Origin of the sequence: Neobacillus sp. YX16 (assembly GCF_030123505.1) — a bacterium.
GTDB lineage: Bacteria > Bacillota > Bacilli > Bacillales > Cytobacillaceae > Neobacillus.
In genome coordinates, this window is the sequence record NZ_CP126115.1 from 4785636 (window position 1) to 4799857 (window position 14222).

Sequence of the window (14222 nt, forward strand, 5' to 3'; positions counted from 1 at the left end):
CCCTCCTGCGAATCATTTTTGTCTGATTAGAATCTTCATTCTGAATGTTTACGTGCAAGTAAGTACGATTAAACTACTTTTGCTTCTGTATGAAGAAGTTGAACAAGTTCTTTTACCTGATCATTTAATTCTCCAGATAAGACTTTTCCAGCTTCTTTTTTAGGCGGTAAGTAAATTTCAATGGTTTTGGTTTTTGCTTCAACATCGTCTTCTTCTAAATCAAGATCGTCTAATTCCAATTCATCCAGCGGCTTTTTCTTTGCCTTCATAATTCCTGGCAATGATGGATAACGAGGCTCGTTCAAACCTTGTTGAGCAGTTACCAATAACGGCAGACTTGTTTCGATAACTTCAGAATCACCTTCAACGTCACGGGTAACGGTTACATTTGTTCCATCAATTTCAAGCTTCGTAATCGTTGTAACATATGGAATATTGAGCAGTTCAGCAACACGTGGAGCTACCTGTCCAGAGCCGCCATCAATTGCTACATTTCCACCGATAATAAGATCTGCATCCTTATCTTTTAGATATTCAGCAATGATTTTTGATGTAGTGAATTGATCGCCATTTTCCACATCGTCTTCTGTATTAATTAATACCGCTTTGTCGGCTCCCATAGCGAGTGCTGTGCGTAATTGCTTTTCAGATTCTTCTGTTCCAACTGAAATAACCGTTACTTCACCGCCTTTAGAATCGCGGACTTGGATTGCTTCTTCGACAGCATATTCATCGTAAGGATTGATGATAAATTCGGCACCATCCTCATTGATTTTTCCGCCAGAGATCGTAATCTTTTCCTCTGTATCAAACGTTCTTTTCAAAAGTACATAAATGTTCATGATTTCCCTCCTATAATTGCAAACATTTTATCTGTTTCAAAGATTAAGAAAATTAATAGTAAAAAAATTTATTATGAACTTCTACCGTTTGTCGATAAAAGTTACTCACCCTTTAAAATGAGGCTCTCGTTTTTCTATAAATGCCTGAATTCCTTCTTGAGCATCACTCGAAACAAATATTTCTCCAAACAACTCTGCCTCTTTTTTAGAGCCTTCGTAAAACTCTTCATTTTTTGCATAGTTTAATAATTGAATCGTCGCTTTCAATGAACCTGTACTTTTCTTGGCAATCTTACCTGCCATTTTAAGTGCTTGTTCAAAAACTTCATTCTCGGGATAAGCATGGTTGGCTAAGCCAAATTGAACCGCTTCCAATCCTGTGATTGGCTCAGACGTAAAGAGCATTTCTGCTGCACGCGCAACGCCAACATATTTAGGAAGACGTTGTGTTCCAGCAAATCCAGGGATTAATCCAAGCTGCAGTTCTGGAAGGCCCAGCTTAGAATTTTCACCCACTAAACGGATATGACAAGCCATTGCCAGCTCTAAACCGCCGCCTAACGCCGCACCATGAATAGCGGCAATGATTGGTTTAGGGAATTTCTCCATTCGGTCAAACAAATCTTGACCATATGTACCAAGATTCGCAAAGCCTTCAGAAGAAGTAACAGTGGTGAATTCCTTAATATCAGCACCCGCTGAGAAGAAACGCCCTTCACCATGAATGACAATCACCTTAATGTCACGATTAGGTTCAATTTCGTCTAGAACAGCCGACAGTTCCCTTAGCAATCCTTGTGAGAGGGCATTTGCCGGTGGACGCACGATGGTAATTGTCGCGATTCCGTCTTGATTAGACCATTTTAAGTTTTCCAATAAGAATCCCTCCTCCTCTTACACTCAACAAATTAATGATTTCCACAGCCTTTAATCAACAGCTGATGGACCGGTTTAGCGAGTGCAACTAAATCATATTTCTCCTCATTCAAAACCCAGGTTGTAACGGTCTCATCCATCGTGCCGAAAATCATTTGTCTGGCAAGGCGGACATCGAGGTCACTTGAAAACTCTCCCGTTTCTTTTCCTTCTATGATGATTTTATCTATCACTTGCAAATAGCCTTTAAGAACATTATTTATTCTCAAGCGCAGCTCTTTATTTGATTGACGTAATTCAAGCTGTGTGACGATTGCCATGTGATGATCATCGGAAAGGTTTCGAAAATGAGCTTCAATCATCATATATAACTTCTCCACCGCTGTCTCTTTTCCTGCTATCATTTCATCTATTTTTTCAATAAAGCTTCCCATTTTTTCTTCAAAGAGCGAGATGAGAATGTCTTCTTTGTTTTTAAAATAAAGATATATGGTACCATCTGCGACACCTGCCTGCTTAGCAATTTTCGAAACCTGCGCTTGATGATAACCAACTTCTGCTATAGCAATTACCGCTGCATCAATGATTTGCATGTATTTTGGCTTGTTTTTTTTCATTGGTTCTCCCTCCTCTTGATGAAGTTTTTTTACAAAAAGAAAATATGAATGAATAATCATTCATATTTTTATAATAGATATTACTTGTATTTCTGTCAAGAAATACAAAGACATTTTTATATTACTTTACTATTTCCATATAGACAAGCACTATAATACAAAAAAAAAGAAGTGCAGCAATTAGGCATGTTTTTTGTTTTCTTCCTCTATTTTTATCATTTCTTCTTCTACAAGTGTTCTTCTTAATATCTTTCCTACTGCTGTTTTCGGCAATTCTTCTCTAAATTCATATAATCTTGGTGCCTTATAGGCCGCTAAATATTTTCTAGCATATTGATTCAAATCATCTGAGGTAATCTCTGAACCTTCTTTTAACACAACATATGCTTTAACGGTTTCACCACGGTATGGGTCTGGTATTCCTGCAGCAACCGCTTCTAAAACATCTGGGTGCTCATACAATACTTCCTCAATTTCTCTTGGATATATATTATACCCTCCTGCAATAATCATGTCCTTCTTTCTATCTACTACATAAAAATATCCTTTGTCGTCCATATAGCCAAGGTCTCCCGTATATAACCAGCCATCTTGAATGGTTTCCTCCGTTGCTTCCGGACGATTCCAGTAGCCTTTCATCACTTGCGGACCTTTAATGATAATTTCTCCAATTTCACCTACAGGCATTAATTCACCATTGTCCATTGAGACAATTCTTACCTCTGTATTTGGCCATGGTACGCCAATACTGCCTTTTACCCGCTCACGATCCCATAAGAAATTGGAATGGGTAACCGGTGAGGATTCTGTTAATCCATACCCTTCAACGAGTTTCCCGCCTGTGACCGCTTCAAACTCCTCTTGAACTTCAATAGGGAGTGGAGCAGAGCCGCTGAGACAGGAATCAATCGACGATAAATCGTATTTCTTCAAATCAGGATGATTTAATAGACCGATATAAATAGTTGGTGCTCCAGGAAACAGGGTAGGCCGTTGTTTTTGAATCGTTTTTAAAGTAGTAAGAGCATCAAACTTAGGTAATATAATCATCTTATACGCCTGCATGACCGATAATATCATGATAATGGTCATCCCATAGACGTGGAAAAACGGTACAATGCCAAGGACTGATTCTTCACCCGGTTTTGATTTATATAGCCAGGCCGTACACATGGAAGCGTTAGCCACTAAATTTCGATGTGTCAGCATAACCCCTTTGGGAGAACCGGTTGTTCCACCTGTGTATTGAAGCAGGGCAACATCCTCTTCAAAATCAAAGTCATATTCTACGAGTTTTTTAGGCTTTATTTTTATGATTTCTTTAAATAAGTGAGTATTGCCTTCATGTTTAACATTCACGACAATTCCATATTGCTTTTTCTGGATAAAAGGATAAACTAAATTTTTGGGAAAAGGCAGGTAGTCTTTGATAGCGGTTACAATTATATGCTGCAAATCTGTTTGCGGCATCACCTTAGAAGCGCGAGGATAGAGGATGTCGAGTGTGATGATCGCCTTAGCTCCAGAGTCCTTCATTTGGTATTCGAGTTCACGTTCGGTATATAACGGATTGGTTTGAACCACAATTCCCCCAGCCAATAAGATCCCAAAATAACTTATGACTGATTGTGGTGTATTAGCAAGCATAATAGCAACTCGGTCACCTTTTGCAATACCAATTTGCTGAAGATAACTGGCAAAAGACAATGCTTCGTGGTAAAGCTCTTTATACGTCATTTCCTTCCCCATAAAATGGATAGCAGTTTTTTCAGGAAAACTTTTAGCCGCATCTACTAAATACTGCTGAACAGGTTCTTTTCGAAATTCCAGTTCTGCAGGAATTTCTTCCGGGTAAGACGTGAGCCATGGTTTAGAATCATACATTATTAACCCTCCTTTTTATTCGATTATAATTTTTTCCACTTCCCTTTTATTATATTATAGTCAGACTCTTTAAACAATTGAATTAATATATATGTTTACCAAACCTAAATCGGGAAAGCCCCTGCTTTTAAGTATGGAAATGAACCGATTTTATTATTGCAGATTAAGGAATTTCTTGGTAAAATATATACAAACATACGTTTGGAAGCAGGTGTGAAACATGGCGAAAGTAAGAACTCCTTCATTTATCATCGATGTAGAATTAAAAGGGCAGAATAGAGACTTTTTAATGATCGAATCTGAATTGGAAATTAATCGCGTGATTTATAATACTTCGCTCGGTGAGTATTTGAAGAGAGAAAAACAAATGAAAAGGACAAAACGATACAAAAAATTAGTCCGTATTTCAAGAGCCATAAAATCACATCTAGCTAAAAATAGTAACAAGGAAAAGATGGAATATTTTCAAAATGAACAGAAAAACCTCTCTAAAGAATTCAAAATACTAAGAGAAGAATTTGGATTGACGGAATATTCGATGCACGAATACATAAAAGAAGTTCGAAATCACTTTAATGGTAAAATTAATTCAATCATTGCTCAAAAAACAGCAACAAGAGCATGGAACACTGTCAAAAAGAAGTTGTTTGGCAAAGCGAAAAAAGTGGTATTTGTAAAGCGTGGAGAAATGGACTCCTTTGAAGGGAAAAACAATGATACTGGTTGGAGATTCAAAGAGGGGAAAGTAATTTCAAATTATAGGGTATTTGTATTGAAGGTAAAAAAAATGGATATCTATCTTAAAGAAGCTTTTCATCTACTAAACTCCCAACAGATATTTCAATATAAGAACAAAGATGGAGAAACTGTTACAGACTTCTACAGGGTAAAATATGTTCGTATTATAAAACGAATCGTCCGAGGTATCGTTCGATACTATGCCCAGTTGGTTTGTACGGGTTATCCTCCCGTAAAAAGAGACAGAAAAACAGGAAAAGTTAAATATCCTTTAGGGAACGGTCCGGTTGGGACCGATATTGGCACATCCTCTATTGCCGTATCAAGTAAATCAAAGATTCTATTGAAAAACTTGGCTGAAAACATAAAAAAGGTTGAACATTCTCAACGAGAAATCAGGTTATACAATAGAAAACTAGACCGTTCGAAAAGAGCGACTAATCCACAGAACTTCGATGAAGCAGGTCGTATTAGAAAAGGTAAAAAGCAGCGGGAATTTTCTAATAACTATAAAAAACTGAAAGCTCAATTGAAAGATCTATACCGAAAATTAGCCTTATATCGAAAGTTAAGCCATCAATACGAAGTCAATCGAATGGTCATGTTAGGTGATAGATTTTTCCTCGAAGAAATGAATTTTAAAGCCCTCCAGAAACGTGCTAAAAAGACAGAAGTTAGTGAAAAAACAGGTAAGTATAAAAAGAAAAAACGCTTCGGGAAAACCATAGCTCGTCGTTCTCCTGCAGCCTTCGTAAGTATTCTTTCAAGAAAAGTCACAGCATTGGGCGGGACTCTTATAAAAGTCAAGACATCCTCTTTTAAAGCTAGTCAATATGATCACAAAGCAGACAAATGCAAAAAGAAAGAATTAAAAGAACGTTGGCATAGATTTGATGATGGTACCAAGGTCCAACGTGATTTATATTCTGCTTTTCTTTTAATGAATTCAGATTTGGTAGGATTGAAGTCAGATAGAATATCTTGTTTAAATTCGTTTGAGCAATTTTTTGAATTTCACAAAGAAGAAATTAAGAAGATAGAAAATGATAATGAGGTAATCTTAAATTCTGGTATCAAATTGAAAGAAAATAGACTGTAGGATGTGCAGCCTAACATTTCATTTCTTTGCGGCTTGATGTAGCCGAGTTCGCTAGAACAAAAGATGTAGTCGTCAATGGTAACAAAGGTTGCTTTGACTGCGAATGTTCTAACAGAACTAGTTACAGTTCCTGTTTCCAAAGCCGTTTTCTTCTTGAAGAAAAGTGTGTGGACGAATAGGCGAAGACTAGGAAGTTATGAACCCGCTGCATTTAGCATGTGGAGCATCAGTATTTCACGATACAAAAAAATCACCGCTGAAGGTTCAGCGATGATCTCAACTTAAAATATCATATACCCCAAGCCAATTAGCAAAAACAATGCGCATAATCCAAGAAGTACTTTCGCTAATGTCTCCACGCCTAATCTCCCCTTACGATATTCCCGCACCTATAACAAAGGATAAGCCGATTGATATAATCATCGCAATGAATCCAACCGCGCGATTATCATTTTTAATTTCTTCGTCAATATTAAATTTAGGTGTTAAGAATTCAAAGATAAAATATCCAACCAGTAATAGCACAAAGCCAAATACTCCCCAGCTAATCATCGTTACCAAAGAATCATTTTGTTCAATGGAATAGCGGAAAATGTTGGCAATCCCAAATATTTTCCCTCCGGTCGCCATAGCTACAGCGATATTGCCCTTTTGGATTTCTTCCCAATTTTTATATTTCGTTACTACTTCAAAAATAGCTAAAAAGACAACCACACATAGTATAACTACACTATAATTGGCAGCACTTTGAATATAAACGTTATCCCAAAACTGGTTCATTGCCTATTCTCCCCGGATATTATTTAAGGCTCTTTTCTTCCTTATTTAAATTCGACCACGGTAACACCAGAACCACCTTCACCTGCTTCTCCAAAGCGAATTTTCTTTACAGAACGGTGATTTCGTAAATACTCCTGGACTCCCTGTCTTAAAGCGCCCGTGCCTTTCCCGTGAATAATCGATACACGAGGATAGTTTGATAATAACGCATCATCTATATATTTTTCCACTCTTAAGAGTGCTGCTTCATATCTTTCTCCGCGCAAATCTAATTCCAGCTTTACATCCGCGTCTCTGCCTTGAACAATTGCCATCGGTCTTGTTTCTACTGGCTTCGGTGTGCTGATATACTCTAAATCCTTTTCTTTTACCTTCATTTTCAGGATTCCGATTTGCACCTGCCATTCGTTGTCTGACACTTTTTCTAGAAGTGTACCCTTTTGTCCAAATGTCAGGACTTTCACCTCATCACCAGGTGTGAAGGTATGCTTCTTACTTTTCTTATTGATTAGTTTGGAGGATTTAGTTATTTCTGGTGTTGCGGCTTCAAGACGTCGCTTTGCATCAATTAATTCGTGTTCCTTAATATCCGCTTGCTTCTCAATCCTCATTTTACGAAGGTCACGAATAACCTTTTCTGCCTCACTCTTTGCCTCTTCAAGAATTTCACCAGCTTGTTCAGCCGCTTTTTCAAGCATAGAGTCTTTGTTCTCATAAAATTCGATCATCTGCTTTTGCATTTCCTGATGGAGCTTTTCTGCCTGTCTTAAATAATCACGTGCTTCTTCCTGTTCGGTTTCTGCTTGACGCTTACTGCTTTCCAACGAGGCAATCATCTTATCAATTTGATTGGTATCTTCACTGACATGAGATCTTGCCGCCTGAATCACTGAATCGCTTAAGCCTAATCGTTTTGAAATTTCAAACGCATTGCTTCGTCCTGGTACACCTAGGAGCAGCTTGTAAGTAGGGCTTAAGGTTTCAACATCAAATTCTACACTAGCATTGAGAACACCTTCGCGGTTATAGCCATAGGCCTTTAATTCTGGATAATGCGTGGTAGCAATGACTCGTGCTCCTCGATGGTGCACCTCATCTAAGATGGAAATCGCAAGCGCAGCACCTTCCTGCGGGTCTGTGCCAGCACCAAGCTCGTCGAAAAGGACTAGAGTATTATAATCAACCTTCTCCAAAATATCCACGATATTTACCATGTGGGAAGAAAACGTACTTAGGCTTTGTTCAATCGACTGTTCATCACCAATGTCAGCATAAATAGCATCAAATACAGCAAGCTCAGAGCCGTCAAAGGCAGGAACCTGCAAGCCAGCCTGGGCCATTAACGAACATAATCCCAGCGTTTTTAAGGTAACGGTTTTACCACCTGTATTTGGTCCGGTAATTACAATCGTTGTATAATCCTTTCCAAGCAAAATATCATTAGCGACCACCTCATCCATCGGAATTAACGGGTGTCTGGCTTTATATAGGGAGATTCGTCCTTCATTATTCATGAGCGGCATACTTGCTTTCATCTTACGGCCATATCTTGCCTTTGCAAAAATAAAATCAAGATTGCCCAGGATTTCTACAATTACTTGCAGCTCTGACTCAAATTCAGCAGTCTTCGCAGAAAGCTCCGATAATATTCTTTCAATTTCAAGCTGTTCTTTTACTCTTATATCTTGTAATTGATTGTTTAGCTGGACGATGACTTGTGGTTCAATAAATAGAGTCTGACCCGATGAGCTCTGGTCATGGATAATTCCTCCATAGTGACCGCGATACTCTTGTTTAACAGGAATAACGAAGCGGTCATTACGGATCGTGACGATAGAGTCCGACAACATCTTTGCAGCATTTGAGGAGCGAATCATGCTTTCTAGTTTTTCACGTACACGCGCTTCATTCGAGCGCAGCTGGTGCCTTAACGTGCGCAGCAGTTCACTCGCGCTATCAAGAACTTCGCCACTCTCATCAATTGCATATCTAATCGATTCCTCTAAATTTACTAAAGGAATAATTCGGTCGACCTGCTCCAATAAAATGGGAATTTCGGTTCTTTCTTCGGCAATATCTTCTATAAATCGCTTCATTTGCCGGCTTGCACGGATGGTGCTAGCCACCTGTATCAGCTCATGTGAACTAAGGACTCCACCAATAACAGAGCGCTTAATATGGGCACGAATATCATGAATGCCTGATAACGGGATGTTTCCTTTTATTCGTAAAACGGTCGAGGCCTCATCTGTTTCTGCTTGAAGCTCTACTACTTCTTCAAAATCAGTAGATGGGACCAATCTTTTTAACTTATCTATTCCAAGTGATGACGCTGCATGCTCGATGAGCTGGTCCCTCACTTTGGTAAATTCCAATACCTTTAACGTTCTTTCTTGCATGGAGATGAACCCCCTATTTTCGATTATGCAAAAACTCTAGTAAGTCTTTCGGTTCAAGCGCATTGATCACTGATGATTTTTTAATCCATCCCTTTTTAGCTGTTGAAACGCCTACCCCCATATGTGATAGCGTTTCTTTTTTATGGGCATCCGTATTAATAAATATCTTAACACCTGCATCCTGCGCTTTTCGTAAATATTCGGCTTTTAAATCCAATCGATTTGGATTGGCATTAAGCTCTAAAGCCGTGTTCGTTTCTTTTGCTAACTCTATAAGCATATCGATATCAACATCATAACCTTCACGACGGCCAATCTTTCTGCCAGTGGGATGCGCAATTAAATCCACATGTGCATTTTTTAATGCTGTACTTAGGCGTTCCATTATTTTTTCTCTTGGCTGTGAAAAAGCTGAGTGTATCGATGCAATGACGAAATCCATTTCAGCTAGGAGATCGTCCTCATAATCTAATGTGCCATCTGGTAAGATATCCATTTCAACACCTGATAGGATTAGAATATCATCATATTTCTCATTTAACTTCTTAATTTCTTCTTTTTGCTGCAATAACCGCTCACGTGTCAGTCCATTTGCCACCTTTAAATACTGGGAGTGGTCAGTAATTGCCATATACTTATAACCCTTTGCAATACACTCTTCAACCATTTCCTCAATCGAATGAGCCCCATCGCTCCAGGTTGAGTGCATGTGAAGATCGCCCTTTATATCACTAAGCTCGATTAAGTCTTCGTGGGCTGAAAAATCCTCCACTTCTTTGCCATCTTCTCTTATTTCAGGAGGAATAAAAGGAAGGTCAAAATGCTTAAAAAACTCTTCCTCTGAAGAAAAAGTTAGGATTTCACCTGTCTCGACATTTTCCACACCATACTCACTTATTTTTTCACCGCGCTCTTTTGCTAGCTGTCTCATTCGGACATTGTGGTCCTTTGAACCTGTAAAATGGTGAAGAGTCGTGATAAATTCCTCTGGTTTAACGATTCGAAAATCGACTGAAACATCATAATCAAAGCCAAAAACAAGTGATACCTTAGTATCTCCAGCACCAATAGTTTCTTTTATATTGGGTAATTCCAGCAAGAACTGTTTCACCTTTTCAGGCTGCTCACTTGAAATAATAAAGTCTAGATCTTTAACGGTTTCTCGCACTCTTCGTAAGCTTCCAGCCCGAGAGAATTTATGAATCTCAGGAAGTTCAGCAAGCCTCTCCTCAATCTGCTGTGCAATTGGCAGCATGTAGGCGAGAGGCAGTCTGTCTGGCCTTGAACCCACATTGGCGATCGCACTTAGGATTTTTTCTTCTGTCTTCTTTCCGAAACCTGCTAGTGCTTGGACTTTCCCTGCTTTACAGGCTTCTTCTAAGGTTGTGACATCTTCTATTCCTAGTTCTTTGTGAAGCTTAGATATCTTTTTCCCGCCTAGCCCTGGTAATTGTAATAACGGAATTAACCCCTTTGGAACCTCTTCCTTCAATTCTTTCAATACTGTGGAAGTGCCTTCATTTATGTATTCTTCAATAACAGCTCCGGTCCCTTTGCCGATTCCTGATAACTTGGTAAAATCCTCGATATCAGATAAACTGCGATCATCAAATTCAAGTGCTGATGCGGCTTTTCGAAAGGCAGAAACCTTGAAGGGATTTTCACCTTTCAACTCCATATATACCGCGATTGTTTCTAATAAGCGAATTAAATCCTTTTTATTTACCTCCATCATTTCCACCCACCTTGCTATTATTTTAACCTTTTAATAGAAAAACTTCTCCTAGAGAGAAGTTAAAGAGCAACATCTCTCCTAGAGAGAAGTTAAAGACCTACTTCTCTCCTAGAGAGAAGTTAATGCAGCTGTATATTCTATCCACATACTTTTTATTTGCTGTGATAAGAATGGTGTATGATTCACAATCAAGTTCGCCATAATGGAATCATCCAAAGGTTTTTGCAAAACTTCCATTGGAACAAGCGCAGCAATATATAATAAAATAAAGAGTAATAAATAGACTTCGGCAAAACCAAGGATGCCGCCTGCCCAGACATTTAATTGCTTAAGGATTGGCAAATGGGCAATAAAATCAAGCATGGAGCCAATTATTTGTAACAGAATCTTTACTGCAAAGAAAATGATGACAAATGCAATGGCGCGGTAAAAGGCATCCTCTAAATTTCCATTCTCACTTAATAGTTTTAGAGGGGAAGTTGTTCCAAGATTCGGATAGGGGACCCATAGCGTTAGTCTTGGAGCCAAATCATCATAGTATAAATTTGCCACTATGTATGCAATAATAAAACCTGTTAAATGGACTAACTGCAAAATGAAGCCTCTTTTTAAACCAATAAAAAAACCAAAAACTAATAAAATAATAATTGCTAAATCCAACATGACTTATTCAGTCCTTTTCCTTTGTAATTCAGATTGCAGCACCTCTAATTGTTCCTTCATAATAATATAATCATTGACGGCATTTAATGCTGTTAATACAGCCAGCTTACTTACATCTAGAGATGGATTCTTGGAACCAATTTCGCGCATCTTTTTGTCAACTAATGAAGCGACATGTCGAACATGATTTTGGGATTCAGTCCCTAAAATAACGTATTGCTGTCCGTATATATCAACGGTTGTTCTGGTTTTCTCTGTATTTGACAAATTACTGCCTCCATTCGATTCGAAGAAATCCCTATTTTATAATATAACACGAACAGATATGTGTCGAAAAGAGAAACAGATTAAACTGGAGTTTTTTTACTTTTTCTAGAAAATTGTCGAGGAGTGTTTTTGGAATGGGAAATGTTGTGTTAAATCTAACCTTGTCTGAAATTAATAAAATGAAAAGCTATTACAACGGTAAATTACTAGATAAAGCTCCTCCTGGCAGTTTGTTTGCTGCCAAGACTTCTGGCTCGACGATTACTGCCTATAAGTCCGGTAAAGTTTTATTTCAAGGGAGTGGCTGTGAAGCAGAAGCGGGTAGATGGGGTGTGGCAGCAGCAAAAAGCACAGCACCTACTAAAACAAGTGCTCCAAAAGGGAATGTACCGAGTGGAATCAGTCAAATGTCGGTAATTGGTTCAGATGAGGTGGGTACCGGTGATTTTTTCGGCCCGATTACTGTCGTTGCCGCGTATGTACGAAAAGAGGATATTCCCCTATTAAAGGAATTAGGTGTTAGGGATTCAAAGGATTTAAATGACGATAAAATCATTGCAATTGCAAAGGTAATCAAGGATGTAGTTCCATTTAGCCTAATGACACTAAAAAATGAAAAATATAATCAGCTTCAGCAGACAGGTATGTCCCAGGGTAAAATGAAAGCAATCCTCCATAATCAAGCCATCCTTAATGTGCTGGAGAAAATTTCACCTGTTAAACCTGAAGCGATTCTGATTGACCAATTTGTTCAAGGAAGCACCTATTTTCAGCATGTTAAAAATCAAAAAGGTGTTGCGAAGGAAAATGTTTATTTCAGCACAAAGGCGGAAGGTATCCATCTTGCCGTAGCTGCAGCATCCATCCTCGCACGTTATGCTTTTGTTCAGTATATTGACAAGCTTAGTGATTCGGCAGGATTTAAGATTCCAAAAGGAGCAGGGGCTCAGGTGGATGAGGCCGCTGCAAAATTGATTTTGAAAAAAGGTAGAGAAGTATTGCCACAGTTTGTGAAGCTTCATTTTGCTAATACCGATAAAGCGATGAATCTGGTGAATAAAAAATTAAGAGGATGACCAAATCGGATAATGATTTGGTCTTTTTCTTGTATAGAGGAGGTTTGGCGAGTAAAGTGGCAAAACCGGCGAGTAAAGTGGAAAAGTTTGCGAGTAAAATCAGATTTCCCGCGAGTAAAGCATTTATGGCACACCACCATTTACAATTAAAAGTGTCGATTCCATGTATCTTCCTGTTCCAAGAAGGTTTTTTAGTATCTGAGGGAGAAATATTTTTCAAAATGGAAAGGATTGAGGCACTTGATCGCAAAATCATGTTCAATAACGATAAGAATTGAAAAATTACAGGCACTTGATAGAAGAATTGCCCCTAATCATCCTGTTCGTCGGGATGTGTCTACGGAATTAAGTAATAGGATGGCAGGCTATCGAGGGGAGAAATCCTTGGAATTTCATTTAAGTATGCTTTCTGATTCAAAATACTATATATTCCATGGCCTTCGACTAAAATATAAAAAATATTTCTTTCAGGTAGATAATTTGCTTCTCTGTTCTTCTTTCGGGATAAATCTCGAAGTAAAAAATATGGGAGGGGAATTACACTTTGAAAAAAATTTCAATCAAATGGTGCAAACAAAAAAGGACTCAAGTGCCAGGAAAACGAACCCTGTTCTACAAGCTAAACTACAGGCTATCAAACTAAAAAAGTGGCTAAATGAGCGCAACTGTCCCGATATACCAATTTATTATCTTTTTGTAAATAGCAATTCAAAAACACTCATTGTTTCTGAACCAGGAAATGAACGTATAAACCAGCATATATGCAATAGTGAATTTTTAATAGAAAAAATATTCCAAATTGAAAATACCAATAAAGTCGAAGTTCTAAGTATAAAGGAATTAAGAAAAATAAAACGAATCCTCTTAGCCAGCCATACCCCAGATAATCCTGAAATCCTTCAACATTTTAACCTCACACAAAACAATATCCTTCCAGGTGTCCAATGCCCTAAATGCCACTATTTACCGATGAAATATTCCCGCGGTACCTGGTTTTGCCCAACTTGTAAGGAAAAGTCCAAAACTGCTCATATTCAAGCAGTATATGATTATTTTCTTCTTATAAAGCCCTTTATTACAAATTCAGAGTTTCGCCAATTTCTTCACATTGAATCTATTCATATTGCTCAAAAACTCCTTGCTTCAATGAAATTGCATTTTACAGGGAAGTTTAAGGATCGTGTTTACCACGCTCCTCCTTTTATGGAGAGATAGAAAAAACACTTTGGGTTACCAAAGTGTTTTT

At 38.2% G+C, this 14222-nt stretch carries 14 protein-coding genes; 5 read left to right on the forward strand and 9 right to left on the reverse strand.

Annotation, left to right across the window (positions count from 1 at the left end):
* Nucleotides 1-68: 68 nt before the first annotated feature.
* The 4 genes from QNH48_RS23655 to QNH48_RS23670 all read right to left on the reverse strand — a co-directional run bounded on the left by QNH48_RS23655 (nucleotide 69) and on the right by QNH48_RS23670 (nucleotide 4219).
* Entirely contained in the window at nucleotides 69-842 is a 774-nt protein-coding gene (locus tag QNH48_RS23655; protein ID WP_283952244.1) for an electron transfer flavoprotein subunit beta/FixA family protein, read from the reverse strand.
* 105 nt (nucleotides 843-947) lie between these two features.
* Nucleotides 948-1718, reverse strand: coding sequence for an enoyl-CoA hydratase (locus tag QNH48_RS23660; RefSeq protein WP_283952245.1), 771 nt, complete (start codon nucleotides 1716-1718; stop codon nucleotides 948-950).
* Nucleotides 1719-1750: 32 nt separating this feature from the next.
* Nucleotides 1751-2335: a fatty acid metabolism transcriptional regulator FadR gene (locus tag QNH48_RS23665; RefSeq protein WP_283952246.1), complete on the reverse strand. Its 585-nt coding sequence runs from the start codon at nucleotides 2333-2335 to the stop codon at nucleotides 1751-1753.
* A 180-nt stretch (nucleotides 2336-2515) separates the two neighbouring features.
* Nucleotides 2516-4219, reverse strand: coding sequence for a long-chain-fatty-acid--CoA ligase (locus QNH48_RS23670; protein WP_283952247.1), 1704 nt, complete (start codon nucleotides 4217-4219; stop codon nucleotides 2516-2518).
* 220 nt (nucleotides 4220-4439) lie between these two features.
* On the opposite strand from QNH48_RS23670, the gene QNH48_RS23675 reads away from it, so the two are divergent.
* On the forward strand, nucleotides 4440-6056 hold the full coding sequence (locus tag QNH48_RS23675) for a transposase (RefSeq protein ID WP_283952248.1): 1617 nt from the start codon (nucleotides 4440-4442) through the stop codon (nucleotides 6054-6056).
* Nucleotides 6057-6131: 75 nt separating this feature from the next.
* On the forward strand, nucleotides 6132-6341 hold the full coding sequence (locus QNH48_RS23680) for a hypothetical protein (RefSeq protein WP_283952249.1): 210 nt from the start codon (nucleotides 6132-6134) through the stop codon (nucleotides 6339-6341).
* Nucleotides 6342-6428: 87 nt separating this feature from the next.
* On the opposite strand, the gene QNH48_RS23685 is transcribed toward QNH48_RS23680, so the two are convergent.
* The 5 genes from QNH48_RS23685 to zapA form a co-directional block, all read right to left on the reverse strand.
* Nucleotides 6429-6836 carry a DUF350 domain-containing protein gene (locus QNH48_RS23685; RefSeq protein ID WP_283952250.1) on the reverse strand — a complete coding sequence of 136 codons (408 nt, stop codon included), beginning with the start codon at nucleotides 6834-6836 and terminating at the stop codon, nucleotides 6429-6431.
* A 41-nt stretch (nucleotides 6837-6877) separates the two neighbouring features.
* Nucleotides 6878-9235, reverse strand: a complete 2358-nt coding sequence (locus tag QNH48_RS23690) for an endonuclease MutS2 (RefSeq protein WP_283952251.1) — start codon at nucleotides 9233-9235, stop codon at nucleotides 6878-6880.
* 13 nt (nucleotides 9236-9248) lie between these two features.
* On the reverse strand, nucleotides 9249-10967 hold the full coding sequence (gene polX / locus QNH48_RS23695; protein WP_283955871.1) for a DNA polymerase/3'-5' exonuclease PolX: 1719 nt from the start codon (nucleotides 10965-10967) through the stop codon (nucleotides 9249-9251).
* Nucleotides 10968-11078: 111 nt separating this feature from the next.
* Nucleotides 11079-11633 carry a CvpA family protein gene (locus QNH48_RS23700; RefSeq protein WP_095248863.1) on the reverse strand — a complete coding sequence of 185 codons (555 nt, stop codon included), beginning with the start codon at nucleotides 11631-11633 and terminating at the stop codon, nucleotides 11079-11081.
* A gap of 3 nt (nucleotides 11634-11636) precedes the next feature.
* Complete coding sequence (gene zapA, locus QNH48_RS23705) at nucleotides 11637-11900, reverse strand: cell division protein ZapA (RefSeq protein ID WP_095248864.1); 264 nt, start codon at nucleotides 11898-11900, stop codon at nucleotides 11637-11639.
* Between the two features lie 134 nt (nucleotides 11901-12034).
* Between zapA and rnhC the strand changes: the two genes are divergently transcribed.
* From rnhC to QNH48_RS23720, 3 genes are all read left to right on the forward strand, one after another.
* Nucleotides 12035-12976, forward strand: coding sequence for a ribonuclease HIII (gene rnhC / locus QNH48_RS23710; protein WP_283952252.1), 942 nt, complete (start codon nucleotides 12035-12037; stop codon nucleotides 12974-12976).
* A 77-nt stretch (nucleotides 12977-13053) separates the two neighbouring features.
* A complete protein-coding gene (locus QNH48_RS23715) occupies nucleotides 13054-13254 on the forward strand; it encodes a hypothetical protein (protein WP_283952253.1) in 201 nt (66 codons plus the stop codon).
* Nucleotides 13217-14191 carry a nuclease-related domain-containing protein gene (locus QNH48_RS23720; protein ID WP_283952254.1) on the forward strand — a complete coding sequence of 325 codons (975 nt, stop codon included), beginning with the start codon at nucleotides 13217-13219 and terminating at the stop codon, nucleotides 14189-14191. Before QNH48_RS23715 ends, QNH48_RS23720 begins: the two co-directional genes overlap by 38 nt.
* Nucleotides 14192-14222 lie beyond the last annotated feature (31 nt).